The sequence below is a fragment of the Microbacterium sp. Be9 genome, assembly GCF_011754135.1.
Taxonomy (GTDB): domain Bacteria; phylum Actinomycetota; class Actinomycetes; order Actinomycetales; family Microbacteriaceae; genus Microbacterium; species Microbacterium maritypicum_A.
On the sequence record NZ_WNWT01000002.1, the window covers coordinates 177,607 to 197,858 of the forward strand.

Sequence of the window (20,252 nt, forward strand, 5' to 3'; positions counted from 1 at the left end):
GCTGCGCGGGGGTCACGCGTGCAGCAGCGAACGCAGCGTCTGGATCGTGTCGGCCTCGACTGCGGTTTTGTCGGTGCGGTATCCCTTCACGCGAGCGAATCGCAGCGCGATGCCTCCCGGGTATCGCGGTGAGCGCTGCACGCCGTCGATCGCGATCTCCACGACGAGCTCGGGGCGCAGGAACACGGTCGATGCGGTGCGGTGCGACTCGTGCTCGGGGAACTCCGCGGTCTGCCACCTCAGCAGTTCATCGGTGAGCCCCTTGAACGTCTTGCCGACCATGACGAACCCGCCGGGGTCGCCGAACTCCCCTTCGGGGTCGCGGGCACCGAGGTGGAGGTTCGAGAGCCAGCCGCGACGTCGTCCGGAACCCCATTCCGCACCGAGCACCACGAGGTCGAACGTCAGGACCGGCTTGACCTTGATCCAGGACTTGCCTCGGCGGCCCGCCGCGTAGGGCGCGTCGATCGCCTTGACCACGACACCTTCGTGGCCCGCGGCGAGGGCCTCGCGCGAGAGACGTTCGGCGGCTTCGGCATCGTCTGTCACTATGCCGGGCATCCGCCAGTCGCCGGCCACGCGTTCCAGTTCGGCCAGCCGCACGGACAGCGGCTCGTCGATCAGGTCGCGCCCATCCACGTGCAGCACATCGAAGAACCACGGCCGCAGGACGAGTTCGCGGGACACATCGGCGCCGAACCGCGACATCGTCTCCTGGAACGGGAGCGGCCCTCCGTCCTCGTCGAGCGAGAGCGTCTCCCCGTCGAGGATGACATCCGTGACGGGGAGCGCGCGCACGATCTCGACGAGCTCCGGCACCCGGTGGGTGACGTCGGCGAGGCTCCGCGTGTAGACGCCGACCTCGTCGCCATGACGGTGCACCTGGATGCGGGCGCCATCGAGCTTGTACTCGACCGACGCCTCGCCGGTGATCTCGAGCGCGGCGGAGGGAGTCGGCGCGGTGGCCGCCAGCATCGGCAGGACGGGGCGTCCGACCTGCAGACCCACGGCTTCGAGGTCGCCTTCGTCTCCGGTGAGTGCGATGCGGGCGGTCTCGCCGAGATCGCCGGAGAGCATGGCTGCGCGCCGGACGGTCGCCGGCGCTCGATCGGAGGCCCGGGCGATCGCGTCGAGCAGCACCCCGGACAGAGCGCCGGTGCGCAGCTCGCCGAGCATCGCCCGGACGAGGAAGTCCCATTCGGGGGCCGTGGCGCGGGAGGCGAGTTCGCCGAGGATGCTGCTCCGGGCGGAGGTGGAGCCGGAACCGGACGTCGCCGCCAGCGAGTCCAGGGCCCGGTCGACGTCGAGCACGGACAACGTCGGACTCTCGGTGTGCGTGATGTCGAGGGCGGCGATGCCTCGCCACCCGACCCCGAGCTTGCCCTGGCGGGGAGCCGCGAGGAGAAGACCCATGACCGCGGCGATCTCGCTCGGTTCTGCCTGCGTGAGCAGGTCGGCGAGGGCCTCGATCTTGGCGAGCCGGGACGACGTGGCTCCGACACGGTCGGTGGTGGAGACGAGCTCTGCGAGCAGCATGTGGGCATTCTCGCACCGGGGTACGACACTCGGGTGGCAGGGGTCTCCCACCTGGTGTGCTGACGGGCCCGCTCAGCGCCCGCCGAACTCGGGCTTCCGCTTCTCCTGGAAGGCCGCGAAGCCCTCGCGGTAGTCGTCGGTGTCGCACAGCGCGGCCTGCGCGGCGTTCTCGATGCCGACCGCATCCCACAGCGCGAGCCGCTCGTCGCGGATGCGGGCGATGAGCTCCTTGCTCGCCAGGAACGCCGCCGTGGCACCGCGCGCCGCCGTCGCTGCGGCATCCGTCGTCGCCTGCACGACCTCGTCATCCGGGAACACGCGCGAGAACAGGCCCGATGCCACGGCCTCCGCGCCGCTCATGAGGCGGCCCGTGTAGATGAGGTCGAGTGTCTTGTGCGCCCCGAGCCGATCGAGGAACAGGGCGTGGCCGCCGGAGTCGAGCGTCGCGCCGAGCGCCGCGAACGGGGAGCCGATCTTCGCAGACTCGGCTACGTACACGACATCGGTCGCGATCAGGAGGCCGAGGCCGACCCCGAGGCAGGCACCGTGCGCGACGGCGAACGTCGGCGCGGGAAACCGGGACATCCGCTGCAGCAACGGCGTCACGAGGCCGCCGAGGTAGCCGAGCACATCGTCATCCCGCGGGTCGACGCCGGAGATATCCCGCCCAGCGCAGAACCCGCGTCCTTCGCCACGGAGCACGAGGGCCCGCACGCCCGCCGTCTCCGCCTCGACATATGCGGTGTCGAGTTCCGCCAGCCCCTGTTCATCGAGGGCGTTCCGCTTCGACGGCGCGTTCAGCACGATCGTGGCGACGTCGTCGGCGATGGTGAGGTCGATCATGGGGCCTCCGGGGTCAGACGTCGTAGTCGACGACCACGCGGTCGCTGGTCGGGTGGGACTGGCAGGTGAGCACGAATCCGCGTTCGAGCTCGTCGGGCTCGAGCGCGTAGTTCTCGGTCATGGTCACGCTGCCCTCGATCACGCGCGCGCGGCACGTGCCGCAGACGCCGCCCGCGCAGGCGAACGGAGCGTCGGGCCGCACGCGCAGCGCCGCGTTGAGCACCGACTCGTGTGCATCCACCGGGCTCTCCACGGTCGAGGAGACACCGTCGAGCGTGACCTCGATGCGCACGGTCTTCTCGCCGGCGCGCACCTGCACCGGCCGGGCCGCACGTGCCGGTTCATCACCGGTCGTGAACAGCTCGAAGCGGATGTGCGAGCGATCGACCCCGACATCGGCCAGCACCTCGCGACAGAGGTCGACCAGCGCGAGAGGTCCGCACAGGAACCATTCATCGACGGTCGCGGGCGGGATGAGGGTGCCGAGGATCGTGCGGAGCTTCTCCTCGTCGATGCGTCCGGACAGCACAGGAGCCGCCCGCTGCTCTCGGGACAGCACGTGGTGGAGCACGAGCCTCGTCGGGAAGCGGTCCTTGAGGTCGGCCAGATCTTCCAGGAACATCACGTCGAGCGTCGCGCGGTTCGTGTAGAGCAGGGTGAACCGCGACGTGTCCGACCGGTTCAGCACCGTGTGCGCGAGTGCCATCAGCGGCGTGATGCCGGAGCCGGCGGCGATCCCCACCACATGGCGGTCGTCGAGGTCGTCGAGCGCCGAGGTGAAGGTGCCCTGCGGGCTCATGACGTCGATCTCGAAGCCGGCGTGCAGGCCTGTCTGCGCCCACGTGGAGAAGAGTCCGCCCTCGTCGCGCTTAACGGCGACGCTCAGCCGGGTGTCCTGTCCGTCGTCGCGATGCTCCGGTGCGCGGCACAGCGAGTAGGAGCGCCGCACCTCGACGCCGTCGAGGGTGGTGCGCAGGGCGACGTACTGACCGGGAAGGTGGTCGTATTCGTCGGCGAGCGCGGCCGGGACCGTGAACGTCACTTCCACGGCATCCTCGGTGAGCGGACGCACGTCTTCGACGACGAGGGTGTGGAAACGGGCGCGCTTCCGGGGGGAGGTCGCGCGTGCGGCGGTCGTCCGCGGCGAGGGCGCGGGCGCCGAGGTGAAGAGCGACATGTCAGTGCACCTTGAAGTGGTCGAAGGGCTCGAGGCAGGCGCGGCACTCGAAGAGCGCCTTGCACGAGGTCGAGCCGAAGTGGGAGACCTCGCGGGTGTCGAGCGACCCGCATCGCGGGCAGCGCACGCTCAGCGCCAGGCGGATCGGCCCGGTCGAGACGGCGGCGCGGCCGGAGGGCGGCGCGATGCCGTACTCCGCGAGCTTCGTCTTGCCGACTTCCGTCATCCAGTCCGTCGTCCAGGCGGGCGAGAGGACCAGCCGCACATCGACCCGGTCGAAGCCGGCGGCGGTGAGGGCGAGGATCACATCGTCTCGGATCGTGTCCATCGCGGGGCAGCCGCTGTACGTCGGCGTGATGTCGACGTGCACCCGGGTGCCGTCGACCTCGACCGCACGGAGCACGCCGAGGTCCTCGATCGTGAGGACGGGGACCTCGGGGTCGGGAACGGAAGCGGCGATCCGCCAGGCGGCCTGCGTCGGAGTGAGAGTCACCATGTCGCCCCCGGATGCCGTCGCGCGAGCACCTGCATCTCGGCGAGGATGTGGCCGAGGGGGGTCGCGTGCGCGCCGCGACGCCCGCGCGCCGACGACGACATGACGTCGGGAACCGTCAGCTCCGCCTCGGTGAAGACGGTCGCGACCACGCCGTCGAACCCGGGACGCAGGCGCGACGGGGACACGGCCGCATCGCCGAGTCGCTCGATCAGCTCATCGTCGCGGAACAGCTCGTCGACGTACGGCCAGACATCACCGATCGCCCGGATGATGCGGGTGCGGGACTCCTCGGTGCCACCCGCGAGGCGCAGCATCCACTGCACGGCGTGATCGCGGTGGTAGTCGACCTCCTTGAGCGATTTCTCGGCGATCGCGGCGAAGGTCTCGTCGCTGCTGCCGCGCAACGCCGTGTAGAGCTCGAACATGTAGGTCGCCACGACGAACTGTCGGGCGATCGTCTGGGCGAAGTCGCCGTTGGGCTGCTGCACGATCCACGCGCAACGGAACTCGGGCTCGTCGCGGAAGAAGGCGAGGTCGTCTTCGCTGCGGCCGTCGTACGACCCCGCGTAGTGCAGGAACGAGCGCGCGTGGCCGAGCAGGTCGAGCGCGATGTTGCCCAGGGCCACGTCCTCCTCCAGCTCCGGGGCCCGCGAGATCCAGGCGCCCAGCTGCTGGGAGAGGATGAGGGCGTCATCTCCGAGGCGCAGTGCGTACTCGGCGATGTCGGCGGACGTGGCCACCGCGCCGGTGCCGGAGAGCTCCTGCGAGAGGCGGAGTTCGTCGACCGAGACGTCGCCGTGGATGTCGCCGTGAACGTCGACGTCCTCGGGCGCGGTGGTCGGGTGCGGTGTGCTCACAGGTGCGGCACTCCCTCGGAGGCCGTGTAGTACACGGCGTGGCGGTAGTTCTTGCCCGCGGGGCTCTCGAAGTATGCGCCCTTGGCGTCGGGATCGCTCGTGGTGATCGCGTCGGCGGGCGCCACCCAGATCGACACGCCCTCGCCGCGGCGGGTGTAGAGGTCGCGCGCGTTGCGGATCGCCATCTCGGCGTCGGGCGCGTGCAGCGAGCCGACGTGCACGTGGCTGAGCCCGCGATTGGCGCGCACGAACACCTCCCACAGCGGCCAGGGTTCGCGCTCATCCGCGCCCGGTGTCGCCATCACGCCACCGCCTTCGTCTCGAGGGACTGCTTGCGGGCATACTCCGCGGCGGCCTCGCGCACCCAGGCGCCCTCTTCGTGGGCCGTGCGTCGGCGCTCGAGTCGCTCGGCGTTGCACGGCCCGTTGCCGCGCACCACCTCGAAGAACTCGTCCCAGTCGATCTCGCCGATCACATACTGGCCGGTCTGCTCGTCGAAGCGCAGATCGGGGTCGGGCAACGTCACCCCGAGGATCTCGGCCTGGGGCACGAGCATGCCGACGAACCGCTGGCGCAGCTCGTCGTTCGAGAACCGCTTGATCTTCCACTTCATCGACTGCGCCGAGTTCGGGGACTGGTCGTCGGGCGGCCCGAACATCGCCAGGCTCGGCCAGTACCAGCGGTTCACGGCATCCTGTGCCATCTCGCGCTGCTCCGCGCTGCCCTGCATCAGCGTGAGCAGGATCTCGAAGCCCTGCCGCTGGTGGAACGACTCCTCCTTGCACACGCGCACCATGGCGCGGCCGTACGGACCGTAGGAGGCCCGGCACAGCGGCACCTGATTGCAGATCGCGGCGCCGTCGACGAGCCAGCCGATCGCACCCATGTCGGCCCAGGTCGGGGTGGGGTAGTTGAAGATCGACGAGTACTTCGCCTTGCCGCTGATGAGCTGATCCATCATCTCGTCGCGCGTGGTGCCCAGGGTCTGCGCCGCGGAGTAGAGGTAGAGACCGTGGCCGGCCTCGTCCTGCACCTTCGCCATGAGGATCGCCTTGCGCTTGAGGCTCGGCGCGCGTGTGATCCAGTTGCCCTCGGGCTGCATGCCGATGATCTCGGAGTGCGCGTGCTGGGAGATCTGCCGCACCAGCGTCTTGCGGTAGGCATCGGGCATCCAGTCGCGGGGCTCGATGCGCTGCTCGTTCGCGATGAGCTCGTCGAAGAGACGCTCCTCATCGGAGAGCTCGCCCACCAGGGACAGGTCTGCGGGACTGGTCATCGTCGACTCCTCGGCCTCCGGCCAACTTTACTGACCGATCGTTAGGTAATTCTGACACAGAGCACGGCCGGTTTCAAGGCACCCGCTCAGTGCGAGCGCGAGATCAGCTCGAGGAGCGCCCGGCCGTAGGCCTCCGAGGGATCGGGGTGCTCGAAGGCGATCACATGGCCACCGATCTCGACGTCGACGCGAAAGGCGTCTTCGAGGCGCACCAGCGCGCGGAAGGTGCCCCGGAGCAGGTCGCGCAGCTGATCCTCCCGCGGCAGCCACACCGCATCCGCGAGGGTCACCGCATCGAGCGCCCATTCCGTGGTGCCGTTGAACGCCAGATCGGTGCCGCTCGGCGTCTGGCGGGCTTCGATCGTCATCTCGCTGACCGTGAAGACCTCGGCCTCCGCTTCGAACTCCACCTCGTCCGGCAGGTCGAGCTGGAAGCGGTCGCCCTCGGCGGGATGCCAGACGAGTCCGGAGTCTCGCAGGGCGACGGCGAGCTCGCGTGTGATCATCCCCTCACGCTAGACGACCGGACTCGCCGACGGCTCGGCGAACCTGTGGATGACGGCGTCGTCGTGTCGGCGGCGTGGGGCAGAGTGGGCGCATGACATTCGCAGCTCCCGCCGACACCCGTGAGGCCGCACGCGCGGCGCTGCGCGAACTCGTCGGCCGCCCCGACGCCGACTTCCACGACGGGCAGTATGAGGCGATCGAGGCGCTGGTCGAGGCGCGTCGGCGCGCGCTCGTGGTGCAGCGCACCGGCTGGGGAAAGTCCGCGGTGTACTTCGTCGCCACCCTGCTGCTGCGTCGACAGGGGGCGGGGCCGACGGTGCTGGTGTCGCCGCTGCTCGCGCTCATGCGCGACCAGATCGCCGCGGCCGAACGTGCGGGGGTGAGGGCGGTCGCGATCAACTCCACCAACGCGCACGAATGGTCCGAGGTGCTCGGGCAGCTCGACCGCGATGAGGTCGATGTGCTGCTGGTCTCGCCGGAGAGGCTGAACAACCCCGCGTTCCGCGAGCAGCAGCTGCCGGCGCTGGTGCGTCGCATCGGCATGCTCGTCGTCGACGAGGCGCACTGCATCAGCGATTGGGGACACGACTTCCGTCCCGACTACCGGCGGCTGCGCGACCTGATCGCGCAGATGCCCGCCGACGTGCCGGTGCTGGCGACCACCGCGACGGCGAACAGCCGGGTCGTGGCAGACGTCGCCGAGCAGCTCGGCAGTCTACAGAGCGGTGACCGCGACGCCGAGCCGGTGCTCACCATCCGCGGCCCGCTCGCCCGCACCTCATTGCGTCTGGGGGTGCTCCGCCTGCGCGATTCGGCGAGTCGTCTCGCGTGGCTGCTCAGCCACATCGACGATCTTCCCGGATCCGGCATCATCTACACGCTGACCGTCGCGGCCGCCGTCGACACCGCCCGGCTGCTGCGTGACCACGGACACGATGTGCGGGCCTATACCGGACAGACCGACACCGATGAACGCGCCGAGTCCGAAGGGATGCTCAAGCGCAACGAGGTGAAGGCGCTCGTCGCCACCAGTGCACTCGGTATGGGCTTCGACAAGCCCGATCTGGGTTTCGTGCTCCACCTCGGGGCGCCCTCGTCGCCGGTGGCCTACTACCAGCAGGTGGGGCGTGCGGGCCGTGCCAGCGAGAGCGCCGACGTGCTGCTGCTGCCCGGCGTCGAGGATCGCGATATCTGGCATTACTTCGCGACGGCGTCGATGCCCGACAAGGAGCGGGCGGAGCGGGTGATCGGTGCGCTCGGCGATGCTCCGATCTCGACGCCGGCGCTCGAGGCGATGGTCGACATCCGCCGCACGCCGCTCGAGCTGCTGCTGAAGGTCCTCGACGTCGACGGCGCGGTGCGGCGCGTGCAGGGCGGCTGGGTCGCGACCGGCGAGCCGTGGACCTACGACGCCGAGCGCTACGAGCGCATCGCCGCCGAGCGTCTCGCCGAGCAGCAGCACATGATCGAATACGAGCAGACCGACGGCTGTCGTATGGAGTTCCTGCAGCGCGCCCTCGACGACGACACGGCCGCGCCCTGCGGAAGGTGCGACAACTGCGCGGGCGGATGGTTCCCTCGCGAGATCGGAGAATCCGCGAGCTCGCAGGCCGCGGAGTCGCTCGACCGTGTCGGTGTGCCGATCGAGCCTCGTCGTGCCTGGCCGACCGGTGCCGATCGGCTCGACGTGCCGGTCAAGGGGCGCATCCCCGCCGACGAGCAGGCCGCCGAGGGCCGAGCGCTGGCGCGCCTCACCGATCTGGGCTGGGGAGGGGCGCTGCGCGAGATCTTCGCCGTGGGCGCGCCCGACGCCGCGGTGACACCGCAGCAGCTCCAGGCCTGCGTCCGCGTGCTCGCCGGATGGGGCTGGGAGGAGCGCCCGGTGGCTGTCGTCGCCATGCCATCGCGTTCGCACCCGCTCCTGGTCGACTCGCTCGCCCGCGGGCTCGCCGACGTCGGCCGTCTGCCCTCCCTCGGCGCGCTCGAACCCGTCGGTGGCGGGCCCTCCGGTGGGCCGGGCGGGAACAGCGTCTTCCGTCTCGCCGGACTCTGGGACCGCTTCAGCGCGCAGCACCTCGACGTGCCGTCGGGGCCGGTGCTGCTCGTGGACGACCTTGTCGACAGTCGATGGACGATGACGGTCGCGGCCCGAGCGCTCCGTCAGGCCGGGGCGACCGCGGTCCTGCCGTTCGCCCTCGCGCTTCGCGGCTGAGCGGAGTTAGCGGCTGGGTGGAGGAGGCGTCGGCGAGCGCCGGTTCGTCGGGCGAGTGCTGATCCGCCGCACCGGATCGGACGCGCGGACGTCAATCGTCGGCGGGCGCCACGCGCGGTGGCCAGGTGGTCGCGCCGAGTTCGCGGGAGACGTTCCGTGCCGTCTCGCGCAGGGCATTGAGGATCGCGTCCGAGGCGGGTGTCTGCGATGTGGGCAGCACCACGGCGACCGCGGCGACGATGTCGTTCGACGCGTCAGCGACGGGGGCGGCGATCGAGGACTCGCCGAGCACCGCCTCGTCGAACTCTCCGGCCGTGCCGCGTTCGGCGATGGCCGGCAGCTCGAGGGTCAGCCGAGCGACGTCGGTGATCGTGTCGCCGGTGAGGCTGCGCAGCGGCTGTTCGAACACGCTCTGCTGGAAACCCAGGTCGTAGGCGAGGAGGACCTTGCCCATCGCCGAGGCATGGGCGGGGATGGCCACCCCGGTCTCGAGCATCTGCTGGCTGTCGTCGGGTCGCAGGTTGTGATGGATGACGAGCACGTCGGTGAAGTGCGGTGCGCCCAGCCGTACCGAGAGGTTGGTGCGGCGCGCGAGTTCCTGCGTCCATCTCATCGCCCTGGCGCGTACGTCGAGGGTGTCGAGGTAGACGTTGCTCAGGCGCAGGAGAGTCGGACCGAGCATGTAGCGCTGGCCGCCCCGCTCCTTCGCGACGAGTCCGTGCGACCGCAGCGACTTCACGATCCCGTGCACGGTCGACGGCGGCAGGCTGAGTGCCGCCGCGAGGTCGGTGATGCCGAGGTGGCGTGCTCCCTGGAGCAGTTCGAGGATCTTCGCCGCGCGGTCGATCGCCTGGATCACGGTGAGGCCTCCTTCCGGTGCGTCGTCGAGCCGGAGCCGATGGAGCCGGGTTTCACGATTGATCTTGACAACCCGGCAGGGTCCGAGCATATTCGACATTAACGAATTGCTTTCGGATTTTTTGCGAAAGAGACCTCGAAGGATCAAAGGAGATCGAATGATGAAGAAGCTCATCAACGCCCCGGAAGACGTTCTCGTCGAATCGTTGAAGGGTGTCGCCCTCGCTCATCCGGAGCTCTCCGTCGACCTCGAGAACCATGTCATCACCCGAGCCACGCCCAAGGCCCAGGGCAAGGTCGCGATCGTCTCCGGTGGCGGCTCCGGCCATGAACCGCTGCACGGCGGGTTCGTCGGCACCGGGATGCTGGATGCGGCGGTCGCCGGCGAGGTCTTCACCTCCCCGACCCCCGATCGCGTGCAGGTGGCCACCCAGGCCGTGGATCGCGGCGCAGGTGTGCTGCACATCGTGAAGAACTACACCGGCGACGTGTTGAACTTCGAGATGGCCGCCGAGCTCGCCGCGATGGACGGGATCGAGGTCGGGAGCATCACCGTGGATGACGACGTCGCCGTGCAGGACTCGCTGTACACCGCCGGTCGCCGCGGGGTGGGCCTCACCGTGCTGCTCGAGAAGATCGTCGGAGCGGGCGCGGAAGAGGGGCGGGACCTCGCCGCCGTCGTCGAGCTGGCCAAGAAGGTCAACGGACAGGGGCGCTCGATGGGCATGGCTCTCACCAGTTGCACCGTGCCCGCCGCAGGCAAGCCCACGTTCGACCTTCCGGACGATCAGATGGAGATCGGCATCGGCATTCACGGCGAGCCCGGGCGTCACCGCGAACCCCTCGCTCCGGCATCCGAGATCGCCCGGCAGCTGGTCGAGCCGATCCTCGCCGATCTCGACGCCGCAGGACCCGCGATCGTGATGCTCAACGGCATGGGAGCTACGCCGCTCATCGAGCTCTACCTCATGTACGGCGAGGTCGCGGCGATCCTCGAGAAGTCGGGCGTGCAGATCGCCAGGAACCTCGTCGGCAACTACATCACGTCGCTCGACATGGCCGGGTGCTCGGTCACCCTGCTCAAGGCGGACGATGAGCTGCTGCGGTTGTGGGATGCCCCGGTGAACACCCCCGGTCTGCGGTGGGGCGTCTGATGGGCGCGGTCGACACCGTCGTGCTCGCCGACTGGGTCTCCCGGTTCGGTGCCGCCGTCACCGAGAAGCGCGATTGGCTCACCGAACTCGACTCGGCCATCGGCGACGCCGACCACGGAGCCAACATGGCTCGCGGTATGAGCGCCGTCGGCGAGAAACTCTCCGCGGGCGCACCCGGAAAGGTCGACGAACTGCTCAAGACCGTCGGCATGACCCTGGTGAGTTCCGTCGGCGGAGCCAGCGGACCCCTCTACGGCACCTTCTTCCTGCGGACGGGAATGGCGGCCGGGCCGGTGTCCGAACTCGACGGCCCCGCTCTTGCGGCTGCGTTGCGGGCAGGACTCGACGGCATCGTCGCACGCGGTAAGGCGGAAGCGGGGGACAAGACCATGTTCGACGCGATGGCGCCGGCGGTGGACGCGATGGACGCGGCACTCGCCGCGGGATCCTCTGTCGCCGAGGCGACCAGGGCCGCCGCGGACGCCGCGGCAGCCGGACGCGATGCCACGCTGCCGCTGGTGGCCCGCAAGGGCAGGGCGAGTTACCTCGGGGAGCGCAGCGCGGGGCACCTCGACCCGGGAGCGGCCTCCACGGCGATCCTCTTCGACACGCTCGCCGCAGCGGTCGCGGACACGGCCTGATGATCGGCATCGTCGCCGTCTCCCACAGCGCACGGCTCGGGGAGGCGGCACTGGAGCTTGCCCTGCAGATGGTGCACGACGGCGGAGTGCGCGTGCAGGTCGCGGCCGGAGCGGGAGTCGACGCCGAGGGGGCACCGATCCTCGGCACTGATGCCGTCGCGGTGGCAGCGGCCATCGATGAGCTCGCGGCGGAGTGCGAGGGCGTGCTCGTGCTCATGGATCTGGGATCCGCCGTGCTCAGCGCCGAGCTCGCCCTCGAGCTGCGATCGAGTGCGGTGCCGGTGCGGCTCGCCCCGGCACCGTTCGTGGAGGGACTGCTCGCCGCCGTCGTGTCCGCTGCTGCGGGCGGGACGCTGGATCAGGTGGCTGCCGAAGCCACGGCGGCGCTCGGGGTGAAGACCGGCGCGCTCGGCGCCGGGGAAGACCAGATCGCCGACGCACCGGCTGTGCCGCAGGCGGATGGTGACGTGCAGGTGCGTCGGGTGCGCGTCCGCAATCCGCTCGGCGTCCATGCGCGTCCCGCTGCCCTGATCGCCCGGGCCGCCGCCGGGACCGACGTACACCTGCGACGGCTTCCCGACGGCCCGGATGCGGCCGCCGCGAGCCTGACGCGCCTGCTCGTGCTCGGCGCGCGCCAGGGCGATGAACTGGAGCTGACCGCTCGCGGCGATGACGCGACGGAGGCACTGGATCGGCTGGTCGCTCTGTTCGACGACGGGTTCGGCGAGGGGACGGAGCAGGCACCACCCGAGACGGCGGTCGCACCGCCTTCCGGGGTGTCCGGAGCCGCAGAGGCATCCGCGGTCGGTGCGCCGTCGTCGCGGGAGGGGGAGCCCGCGCGTGCGGTCCCGCCCGGCACGGTGCTTCGCGGACGAGGAGTGAGCTCCGGCCGCGTCGCCGCGCCCGTGGTCCACCTCGCGCCCCCGCTTCCCGAGCCCGACCCGACCACGGTCGTCCCCGAGGCCGACCGGGACTCCGAGGTCTCCGCGATCGAGTGGGCGGCCGTCGCCGTGGCCGATCAGCTCTGCTCGCGCACCGCGCAGGCGACGGGGGAGACCAGGGCGATCCTCGACGCTTCCCGGCTTCTGGCGTCCGATCCGGAGCTGGTGTCCGAGGCCACGGCGCTCGTGCGATCGAAGGGACGCAGTGCGGCCCGTGCGGTCTGGGAGACGGCTGTCGTCCATGAGAAGGCGCTCGCCGCGCTGGGAGGGCGGATGGCCGAGCGCATCGCCGACATCCGTGATGTGCGCGACCGGATCATCGCCGAGATCCTCCAGGTCGACATGCCGGGCGTGCCCGAGCGCGATGAGCCCTTCGTGCTGGTGGCGACGGATCTCGCCCCCGCCGACACCGCGCTGCTCGCCGGCGGAGGATGCATCGCCCTCGTCACCGCGCAGGGCGGGCCGACCTCGCACACCGCCATCATCGCGCGCTCCCTCGGTCTTCCCGCCGTGGTCGGTCTCGCGGACGCGGAAGCGATCCCGGCCGGAGTCACGGTGCTCGTCGACGGTGACCGGGGAACGGTCGAGGTCGAGCCTGCGCCGTCCCGTGTCGCCGAGGCGCGAGCGTCGGCGACGGTCCTCGAGTTCGACGGTGCAGGCGCGCTCGCCGACGGGCAGCGCGTCCCGCTCCTCGCGAACGTCGGGGGTGCGGCGGACGCGACGAACGCGGCTTCGGCCCAGGCGGAGGGCATCGGCCTCTTCCGCACGGAGTTCTGCTTTCTCGATCGCACGGACGCCCCGAGCGTCGACGAGCAGATCGCCGCCTATCGAGGGGTGCTGGCGGCCTTCCCCGGACGCAAGGTCGTGGTGCGCACCCTCGACGCCGGCAGCGACAAGCCGCTGCCCTTCGCCAACGCGGACCGCGAGGACAACCCGGCGCTCGGGGTCCGCGGTCTGCGGATCGCCAGACGTCGACCGCAGCTTCTCGACGACCAGCTGCGGGCTCTCGCACGGGCGGCCGCCGAGGAGGAGGCTGTGGTCGAGGTGATGGCGCCGATGGTCGCGACGGTCGACGAGGCCGCGGAGTTCGCCGATCGGTGCCGGGCGGCGGGGCTGGACCGGGTCGGCATCATGATCGAGACCCCGTCGGCGGCCCTGCTCGCGGCCGAACTGTTCGAGGTCGTCGACTTCGTGAGCCTGGGTACCAACGACCTCGCGCAGTACACGATGGCGGCCGACCGACTGCTCAGCGAGTTGGGGGATCTGAACGATCCGTGGCAGCCTGCGGTGCTTCGTCTCATCGCCGCCGTCGGCGAGGCAGGCCGTGCGGTGGGCAAGCCGGTGGGGGTGTGCGGCGAAGCCGGCGGTGACCCGGCACTTGCTCCCGTGCTGGTCGGACTGGGCGTGACCTCGCTATCGATGGCTCCACGGTCGCTGGGTCGGGTGGCAGCGAAGCTGAGCGAGCTGTCCTCGGTGGAGTGCGCACGGGCCGCGGCCGCCGCGGTCGGCGCTCCTTCGGCCGATGCGGCACGTTCGGCTGCTGCCGCTGCACTCGCCGACGGGTGAGCGACCCGGGTCAGCCCGCACCATATGCGTGCAGCGACATATTCTCCGTTTCATTCTGATATCGACATGCGCGCTCGGTGACGCTGTGGCGGGCCGGCCCCTAAGCTCAGAGGAGAGGGGGGCGAGTGGCCACCCACGAGCAATCGGAGGGCTCATGTCCGCGCTGCGGTCCTATTCGCGATCAACTCTCGGGCTGCTGGCCGTGGGGGCCGTCGTGGCCCTGTCCGGATGCACCCCGGCTCCTCAGACGACGCCGAAACCGACCCCGTCGCCGGTCGAATCGGCACCGGAGCCCTATGCCGGCCCCGCGGTCTTCGTCGGCGACGAGCTCGACTGGTTCCTGCCGAGCGCGGAGGATATCGCGAGGATCCTGCCCGACGTCGGTGAGGTCGGCACGCCGACACCGTCCCTGATCCAGGTCTCCGACGGCGGTGGTCCCGACCTCTCGCCGGCGATCTGCAGCTCGTTGGTGTACGAACCCTCCCTGACGTCGATCGGTGCACGCTCCGTCACCTGGACCAGTGCTGTGCCCGAGCAGAGGGAGGGGTGGCTGCATGTGCTCCAGTTCGCCGACGAGGCGGCGGCGCAGGGGCTCATGGACACGTACGTCGACGCCGCTCAGCAGTGCGCGCAGTTCGCGTACGGGGGCGGCGCGTCGACGTTCGATTCGACCACGGCGGAGTCCGAGGACGGAGTTCGGGCCGTCGCGGGGTCGCTGGTGATCGATGACGGGTTCGGCGGCGGACACCGTCTCTACCAGGGGTATGCCTCGGTCGGCAATGTGCTCGTGAACTTCTGGCAGCCGTTCTCCGGCGAAGCCGCCTTCGACAGCGCGCAGGCCGCGTCCTTCCTCCGGGACCAGGCATCCGCCGCCCAGAAGCGGCTGGTGGAGGAGCTGACCGCGAATCCGCCGGAGGCCCCTGCCTCCCCGCCCGCGGTCGACCCCGGAGCCGCGTGGAGCACGTGGGACGTGACCGTCGAGGGTATCGGACCGATCGTCCTCGGAACCGAGCTCGACGACGCCATCGCGGCGGTGCCGGGAGCGGAGGTCATCCGGTCGGAGTGGGCGGGCGGGCAGACCCGGATCGTCAGTCCCGACGGGGCTGCGTCGTTGCTTCTCTGGACGGACGACGGCGCCACCGTGGTGGTCGCCGCCTCGGTCGGCTTCGCCAACGTCGCGGATGAGCCGCGTGAGGACCCGGCTGCGCTGCCGGCGGCAGGCGATGTGAGGATCGGGGACACCGTGGCCGAAGCCATGAGCGCGTTCCCGGGCGGGACATCGATCAGGATCGTGTCGTCGGGGGAGTACCTGTACCAGTGGACGACTCGCGAGGGAGAGGCGATCCGGTTCCGCGTCGATCGCGACGCCGCGGACCCGGATGCCGTGATCACCGGAATCCTGACGGAGGACGCGACGCTGCGCCGGCTCCCCGACTTCGGCTGAGCTTCACCCCGCGGGGGCGGGGCGCTCGGAAGGCTCGGCGGGGCTTCCGTTTGACTAACTGAACGATCGGTCGGTTAGTATGAGCGGATCGGGTGCTGCAGGTGCGCATCCGACCCGCTCGACGAGGAGGTCGACGATGACGGAAGCGACGACGCAGACGCCGGATGCCGTGCGCCCGAATCGAGCCATGATGGAACGTGACCGCGCATCGGCCGCACTGGGGCTCGTCGTCGAACGCGACGATCCGGGCCATGCGATCGTGTCGATGCGCGTGCGGGATGACATGACGAACGGCTTCCACATCACGCACGGCGGCTTCGTGTTCGCCCTCGCCGACACCGCCTTCGCGATCGCGTGCAACGAGGATGACCGGGTGACGGTCGCGGCGGGTGCGGACATCTCCTTTCTCAAATCGACCGTGTCCGGCCAGACGCTCACCGCGACGGCGGTCCGACGGACGCGCACGGGGCGCTCCGGCATCTATGACGTGAGCGTGGTCGACGAGCAGGGTGAGCCCGTCGCCGAGTTCCGCGGACGCTCCCGCACCACCAACCAGACCCTCTGATCCCCACCTCCGGAGCCCCTCGTGTCGACGACGACCGCAACGCCCTCCCGTGTCCGCCCTCCCGCAGCCGACGAGCTCGACGCCGAAGAGCGTATGAGTCGCGAGGAGATCGCGGCTCTCCAGCTCGAACGGCTTCAGCAGACCGTTCGCCATGCGTACGCGAACGTCCCTCTCTACACGCGCAAGTTCGATGATGCGGGTGTGCATCCGGATGACATCCGCACCCTGGATGACGTGCAGCGGCTGCCGTTCACGACCAAGGCGGATCTGCGCGAGACCTATCCGTTCGGGATGTTCGCGGTGCCGATGTCCGACGTCGCCCGCATCCACGCATCCAGCGGCACCACGGGCCGGCCGACGGTCGTCGGCTACACGAGGGGCGATCTCGACCGGTGGGCTTCTCTGGTGGCGCGTTCGCTGCGGGCGAGTGGCATCCGCGCCGGCATGAAGGTGCACAACGCCTACGGATACGGACTGTTCACGGGGGGACTCGGCGCGCACGCGGGCATCGAAGCGCTCGGTGCGACCGTCATCCCGATGTCCGGTGGCCAGACGGCCCGTCAGGTGCAGCTGATCCTCGATTTCGAGCCGGATGCGATCCTGTGCACTCCGAGCTATCTGCTCACGATCGCCGACGCGATGGCGGCGCAGGGGGTCGACCCGCGCTCCACGTCGTTGAAGGTCGCTGTTCTGGGCGCCGAGCCGTGGTCGAACGAGATGCGCCACGAGCTCGAACAGCGTCTGGGAATCGACGCTCTGGACATCTACGGACTCAGCGAGGTCATGGGGCCCGGGGTGGGCAACGAATGCCTCGAGACGAAGGACGGCCCGCATCTGTGGGAGGACCACTTCCTGCCGGAGATCATCGACGGCGAGAGCGGGGCGGTGCTGCCGGACGGGGAGCTCGGCGAACTCGTGTTCACCTCGCTGACGAAGGAGGCCTTCCCCGTGATCCGCTATCGCACCCGCGACCTCACCCGTCTGCTGCCGGGGACCGCGCGTGCGGGGATGCGCCGCATGGAGAAGATCACGGGCCGCAACGACGACATGATCATCCTGCGCGGGGTGAACCTGTTCCCCACCCAGATCGAGGAGCTGGTGCTGGGGATCGAACAGCTGACGCCGCACTTCATCCTCGAGCTGTCGAAGGACGGCCGGATGGACACGTTGAAGGTGCGGATCGAACGCCACCCCGACCTGTCCGTCGAGACCTGCCAGAGCGCCGCGGAGGTGCTCGCGCAGCGCATCAAGATCTTCGTCGGGTCGACGGTCGCCGTCCAGCTGGAAGAGCCGGGGACGCTGCCGCGAAGCGAGGGGAAGTACAAGCGGGTGTACGACCTGCGGTGACGACGGGCGACACCCGGATCGCCTCGCGGCCGGCGATCCGGCCTGTGCGGCTGATCGGGTGCGAGACTGTGGGGTGATGTCCGAGATGCAGAGCACACGACGCGGCCGCCCCGGCTACGACCAGCAGGGGATCCTCGGCGTCGCCGTCGCCGCCTTCAACGAGCACGGGTACGACGCGACGTCGATCGGCATGCTCGCCGAGCGGCTCGGCCTGTCGAAGTCGGCGATCTATCACCACTTCGGATCGAAGGACGAGATCCTCGACCTCGCGCTCGACGCGGCGCTCAGCGGCCTGGAAGCCGTGGTCGAGAACCCGCTTCCGGAATCGGAGGATGGACCGGAGGCCTCGAACGCGGTGGACCGCCTCGAGCATGTGCTGCGCGGTGCCGTCCGTGTGCTCGTGGAGCAGCTGCCGGCCGTGACGCTGCTGCTGCGCGTACGGGGCAACACCGACGTGGAGCGCAAGGCGCTGATCCGCCGTCGGGCCTTCGACCGTCGGATCACCGCGCTGGTGTCGGAGGCGCAGAGCGAGGGCGCGTTGCGTGCCGACATCGATGCGAGCGTGGTCGCGCGTCTCGTGTTCGGGATGATCAACTCGATCGTCGAGTGGTACCGACCCGGGGGGCGCGAGGGCGCCGACCGTCTCGCCGACGACGTGGTCGCGATCGCCCTCGACGGGCTGCGCACGAACGACGACGCCGGAGTCCCTGCCGTCTGACCGGGATCCGGCGGTCGTTGCGACGCCGCCGTCAGACCTGCGCCTTCTCCTTCGCGACCAGCGTGAGCACATCGTAGGTGGCCACGATGTCGTCGTGCTGGTTCTTCAGCACGGCATCCCAGCGCACCTCCCCGTACTCGTCGGTCTCCCGCGGAGTGATCTGCTTGGCGGTGAGCTCGACGCGGATGTCGTCGCCGGGGGAGACGGGCGTCACGAACCGCAGGTTCTCGAGCCCGGAGTTGGCGAGCACGGGGCCGGGCGCCGGGTCGACGAAGAGCCCCGCAGCCCACGACACCAGCAGATAGCCGTGGGCGACGCGTCCCGGGAAGAACGGGTTCGCTGCGGCCGAGGTCTCATCCATGTGGGCGTAGAACGTGTCGCCGGTGAATGCGGCGAACGTCTCGATGTCCTCGAGGGTGACGGTGCGGGAACCGCTCGCCACCTGGTCGCCCACATGGAGCTCGGCCAGCGACTTGCGGAAGGGATGCACTCCGTCGCTCTGCTCGTACGGGCGTGAGGTCGCTCCCTGATGCCAGACGCCGGTGAGGGCGGTCATCATCTCGGGCGAGCCCTGCACCGCGGTGCGCTGCATGTGGTGCAGCACGGCGCGGATGCCGCCGAGCTCCTCGCCTCCGCCCGCGCGCCCGGGGCCGCCGTGCACGAGGTTCGGGAGCGGGGAACCGTGCCCGGTCGAGCTGCGCGCATCATCGCGATCGAGGAAGAGCACGCGCCCGTTGTACGCGGCCATGCCGGTCGCGAGTGCGACAGCGACCTCGGGGTCGTGCGTGGCCACACTCGTCACGAGCGACCCTCCGCCCCGGGCCACGAGGGCGCTCGCCTCATCGAGGGTGCGGTAGCCGACGATGCTCGACACCGGGCCGAACGCCTCGATCTCGTTGACCGCCGCGCTTTCCGGGTCGGGGAACCGCAGCAGCATCGGCGCCACGAACGCACCGTCGGGGGCCGGCCCTTCGCTGCCGTCGCCGTGCCGGACGGTCGGTGCATCGGTCGTGCCGATCACGAGCTCTCCTCCGCCGGCCTGCAGGCGGCCGACCTGACGCAGCACCTCCTCGCGCTGCGCGATCGAGGCGAGCGGACCCATCGTCACGCCCTCGGCGCGGGGGTCGCCGAGGACGACACGTGTCGAGAGGCGTTCCCGGACTGCGGCGATGACGTCGTCGACGGCAGTCGTCGGCACGATCGCGCGGCGGATCGCCGTGCACTTCTGGCCGGCCTTGGTGGTCATCTCGGCGACGAGCTGCTTGACGTACGCGTCGAACTCGGGCGTGCCGGAGACGGCATCCGTCCCGAGGATCGAGGCGTTGATCGAATCGGTCTCGCTCGTGAAGCGCACACCTCCCGTCTGCACGGAATCGTGAGCGCGCAGCTGCTCGGCCGTCGATGCCGAACCGGTGAAGGCCACGAGGTCGCCCAGCCGCAGCTCGTCGAAGAGACCGGGCACGCTGCCCGAGACGAGCTGCAGCGAGCCGTCGGGAAGGAGCCCCGACTCCACCATCACGCGCACCATGGCTTCGGCGAGGTACCCGGTGGGGGTGGCGGGTTTCACCAGGGTCGGGACGCCGGCGAGGAACGCGGGCGCGAACTTCTCGAGCGATCCCCAGACCGGGAAGTTGAAGGCGTTGATCTGCACGGCGACGCCGCGCAGCCGCGTGTAGATGTGGCGGCCGAGGAAGGAGCCGTCCTTGGACAGGTTCTCCACGCCTCCGTCGACATACACCTTCGCATTCGGCAGCTCGCGTCGGCCCTTGCTCGAGTACGCGAACAGCACGCCGATCCCGCCGTCGATGTCCACCCAGGAATCCTGCGCCGTGGCACCGGTGCGGCTGGAGAGCTCGTACAGCTCGGCCGTGCGCTCCGTCAGGGCGAGAGCCAGTTGCTTGAGGCGCACGGCACGCTGATGGAAGGTGAGCTCTCCCAGCGAGACCTGGCCCACGGTGCGGGCGTGCTCGAGGGCGGCGCCCAGATCGAGTCCCTCGGTCGAGACACGGGCCACGACCTCACCCGTCGACGCATCCCGGACCTCGGTGGTCTTCGCGTCGGACGACGGCGTCCACCACTCTCCCTGGACGTAGCTGGGGAGGGTCTCGATCATC

General features: G+C 70.1%; 18 protein-coding genes. 8 read left to right on the forward strand and 10 right to left on the reverse strand.

Going from position 1 to position 20,252, the window contains the following annotated elements:
* Positions 1-12: 12 nt before the first annotated feature.
* The 8 genes from GLO27_RS01910 to GLO27_RS01945 all read right to left on the reverse strand — a co-directional run bounded on the left by GLO27_RS01910 (position 13) and on the right by GLO27_RS01945 (position 6,691).
* Complete coding sequence (locus GLO27_RS01910) at positions 13-1,536, reverse strand: ATP-dependent DNA ligase (protein ID WP_167253352.1); 1,524 nt, start codon at positions 1,534-1,536, stop codon at positions 13-15.
* Positions 1,537-1,608: 72 nt separating this feature from the next.
* Positions 1,609-2,379, reverse strand: a complete 771-nt coding sequence (locus GLO27_RS01915) for an enoyl-CoA hydratase/isomerase family protein (RefSeq protein ID WP_021198811.1) — start codon at positions 2,377-2,379, stop codon at positions 1,609-1,611.
* Between the two features lie 13 nt (positions 2,380-2,392).
* Positions 2,393-3,556 carry a 1,2-phenylacetyl-CoA epoxidase subunit PaaE gene (gene paaE / locus GLO27_RS01920; RefSeq protein ID WP_021198810.1) on the reverse strand — a complete coding sequence of 388 codons (1,164 nt, stop codon included), beginning with the start codon at positions 3,554-3,556 and terminating at the stop codon, positions 2,393-2,395.
* A gap of 1 nt (position 3,557) precedes the next feature.
* Positions 3,558-4,052, reverse strand: a complete 495-nt coding sequence (gene paaD / locus GLO27_RS01925; RefSeq protein WP_021198809.1) for a 1,2-phenylacetyl-CoA epoxidase subunit PaaD — start codon at positions 4,050-4,052, stop codon at positions 3,558-3,560.
* Positions 4,046-4,909, reverse strand: a complete 864-nt coding sequence (paaC, locus tag GLO27_RS01930) for a 1,2-phenylacetyl-CoA epoxidase subunit PaaC (protein ID WP_167253354.1) — start codon at positions 4,907-4,909, stop codon at positions 4,046-4,048. The genes paaD and paaC overlap by 7 nt, the downstream gene beginning before the upstream one ends.
* Positions 4,906-5,211: a 1,2-phenylacetyl-CoA epoxidase subunit PaaB gene (gene paaB, locus GLO27_RS01935; protein ID WP_017828375.1), complete on the reverse strand. Its 306-nt coding sequence runs from the start codon at positions 5,209-5,211 to the stop codon at positions 4,906-4,908. The genes paaC and paaB overlap by 4 nt, the downstream gene beginning before the upstream one ends.
* A complete protein-coding gene (gene paaA, locus GLO27_RS01940; protein ID WP_021198807.1) occupies positions 5,211-6,185 on the reverse strand; it encodes a 1,2-phenylacetyl-CoA epoxidase subunit PaaA in 975 nt (324 codons plus the stop codon). The genes paaB and paaA overlap by 1 nt, the downstream gene beginning before the upstream one ends.
* 86 nt (positions 6,186-6,271) lie before the next feature.
* A complete protein-coding gene (locus GLO27_RS01945) occupies positions 6,272-6,691 on the reverse strand; it encodes a pilus assembly protein CpaE (protein ID WP_136025249.1) in 420 nt (139 codons plus the stop codon).
* Between the two features lie 92 nt (positions 6,692-6,783).
* Between GLO27_RS01945 and GLO27_RS01950 the strand changes: the two genes are divergently transcribed.
* Positions 6,784-8,904, forward strand: a complete 2,121-nt coding sequence (locus GLO27_RS01950; RefSeq protein WP_167253356.1) for a DEAD/DEAH box helicase — start codon at positions 6,784-6,786, stop codon at positions 8,902-8,904.
* 91 nt (positions 8,905-8,995) lie between these two features.
* On the opposite strand, the gene GLO27_RS01955 is transcribed toward GLO27_RS01950, so the two are convergent.
* On the reverse strand, positions 8,996-9,763 hold the full coding sequence (locus GLO27_RS01955) for an IclR family transcriptional regulator (protein ID WP_029260505.1): 768 nt from the start codon (positions 9,761-9,763) through the stop codon (positions 8,996-8,998).
* Between the two features lie 160 nt (positions 9,764-9,923).
* Here GLO27_RS01955 and dhaK point away from each other — a divergent pair, with 160 nt between their 5' ends.
* The 7 genes from dhaK to GLO27_RS01990 all read left to right on the forward strand — a co-directional run bounded on the left by dhaK (position 9,924) and on the right by GLO27_RS01990 (position 18,138).
* On the forward strand, positions 9,924-10,916 hold the full coding sequence (gene dhaK, locus GLO27_RS01960; protein ID WP_029260506.1) for a dihydroxyacetone kinase subunit DhaK: 993 nt from the start codon (positions 9,924-9,926) through the stop codon (positions 10,914-10,916).
* Complete coding sequence (gene dhaL, locus GLO27_RS01965) at positions 10,916-11,557, forward strand: dihydroxyacetone kinase subunit DhaL (protein ID WP_136025247.1); 642 nt, start codon at positions 10,916-10,918, stop codon at positions 11,555-11,557. The genes dhaK and dhaL overlap by 1 nt, the downstream gene beginning before the upstream one ends.
* Positions 11,557-14,064 carry a phosphoenolpyruvate--protein phosphotransferase gene (ptsP, locus tag GLO27_RS01970; RefSeq protein ID WP_167253358.1) on the forward strand — a complete coding sequence of 836 codons (2,508 nt, stop codon included), beginning with the start codon at positions 11,557-11,559 and terminating at the stop codon, positions 14,062-14,064. The genes dhaL and ptsP overlap by 1 nt, the downstream gene beginning before the upstream one ends.
* A gap of 154 nt (positions 14,065-14,218) precedes the next feature.
* Positions 14,219-15,508 (forward strand): sensor domain-containing protein, encoded by a 1,290-nt coding sequence (locus GLO27_RS01975; RefSeq protein WP_021198800.1) that lies wholly within the window; start codon positions 14,219-14,221, stop codon positions 15,506-15,508.
* A gap of 136 nt (positions 15,509-15,644) precedes the next feature.
* Positions 15,645-16,073 (forward strand): hydroxyphenylacetyl-CoA thioesterase PaaI, encoded by a 429-nt coding sequence (gene paaI, locus GLO27_RS01980; protein WP_021198799.1) that lies wholly within the window; start codon positions 15,645-15,647, stop codon positions 16,071-16,073.
* 93 nt (positions 16,074-16,166) lie between these two features.
* Positions 16,167-17,420, forward strand: a complete 1,254-nt coding sequence (gene paaK / locus GLO27_RS01985; RefSeq protein ID WP_231479851.1) for a phenylacetate--CoA ligase PaaK — start codon at positions 16,167-16,169, stop codon at positions 17,418-17,420.
* Positions 17,421-17,496: 76 nt separating this feature from the next.
* A complete protein-coding gene (locus GLO27_RS01990) occupies positions 17,497-18,138 on the forward strand; it encodes a TetR/AcrR family transcriptional regulator (RefSeq protein ID WP_021198797.1) in 642 nt (213 codons plus the stop codon).
* Positions 18,139-18,169: 31 nt separating this feature from the next.
* Here the strand turns inward: GLO27_RS01990 and paaZ are convergent, their stop codons facing one another.
* On the reverse strand, positions 18,170-20,251 hold the full coding sequence (gene paaZ / locus GLO27_RS01995; protein WP_167253503.1) for a phenylacetic acid degradation bifunctional protein PaaZ: 2,082 nt from the start codon (positions 20,249-20,251) through the stop codon (positions 18,170-18,172).
* Position 20,252 lies beyond the last annotated feature (1 nt).

Excerpts from the sequence above, each read along its gene's own strand:
- GLO27_RS01910 (WP_167253352.1), bottom strand. The coding sequence starts at position 1,536 with ATGCTGCTCGCAGAGCTCGTCTCCACCACCGACCGTGTCGGAGCCACG.
- GLO27_RS01915 (WP_021198811.1), bottom strand. The coding sequence starts at position 2,379 with ATGATCGACCTCACCATCGCCGACGACGTCGCCACGATCGTGCTGAAC.
- paaE (WP_021198810.1), bottom strand. The coding sequence starts at position 3,556 with ATGTCGCTCTTCACCTCGGCGCCCGCGCCCTCGCCGCGGACGACCGCC.
- paaD (WP_021198809.1), bottom strand. The coding sequence starts at position 4,052 with ATGGTGACTCTCACTCCGACGCAGGCCGCCTGGCGGATCGCCGCTTCC.
- paaB (WP_017828375.1), bottom strand. The coding sequence starts at position 5,211 with ATGGCGACACCGGGCGCGGATGAGCGCGAACCCTGGCCGCTGTGGGAG.
- paaA (WP_021198807.1), bottom strand. The coding sequence starts at position 6,185 with ATGACCAGTCCCGCAGACCTGTCCCTGGTGGGCGAGCTCTCCGATGAG.
- GLO27_RS01945 (WP_136025249.1), bottom strand. The coding sequence starts at position 6,691 with ATGATCACACGCGAGCTCGCCGTCGCCCTGCGAGACTCCGGACTCGTC.
- GLO27_RS01950 (WP_167253356.1), top strand. The coding sequence starts at position 6,784 with ATGACATTCGCAGCTCCCGCCGACACCCGTGAGGCCGCACGCGCGGCG.
- dhaK (WP_029260506.1), top strand. The coding sequence starts at position 9,924 with ATGAAGAAGCTCATCAACGCCCCGGAAGACGTTCTCGTCGAATCGTTG.
- dhaL (WP_136025247.1), top strand. The coding sequence starts at position 10,916 with ATGGGCGCGGTCGACACCGTCGTGCTCGCCGACTGGGTCTCCCGGTTC.
- ptsP (WP_167253358.1), top strand. The coding sequence starts at position 11,557 with ATGATCGGCATCGTCGCCGTCTCCCACAGCGCACGGCTCGGGGAGGCG.
- GLO27_RS01975 (WP_021198800.1), top strand. The coding sequence starts at position 14,219 with ATGTCCGCGCTGCGGTCCTATTCGCGATCAACTCTCGGGCTGCTGGCC.
- paaI (WP_021198799.1), top strand. The coding sequence starts at position 15,645 with ATGACGGAAGCGACGACGCAGACGCCGGATGCCGTGCGCCCGAATCGA.
- paaK (WP_231479851.1), top strand. The coding sequence starts at position 16,167 with ATGAGTCGCGAGGAGATCGCGGCTCTCCAGCTCGAACGGCTTCAGCAG.
- GLO27_RS01990 (WP_021198797.1), top strand. The coding sequence starts at position 17,497 with ATGTCCGAGATGCAGAGCACACGACGCGGCCGCCCCGGCTACGACCAG.
- paaZ (WP_167253503.1), bottom strand. The coding sequence starts at position 20,251 with ATGATCGAGACCCTCCCCAGCTACGTCCAGGGAGAGTGGTGGACGCCG.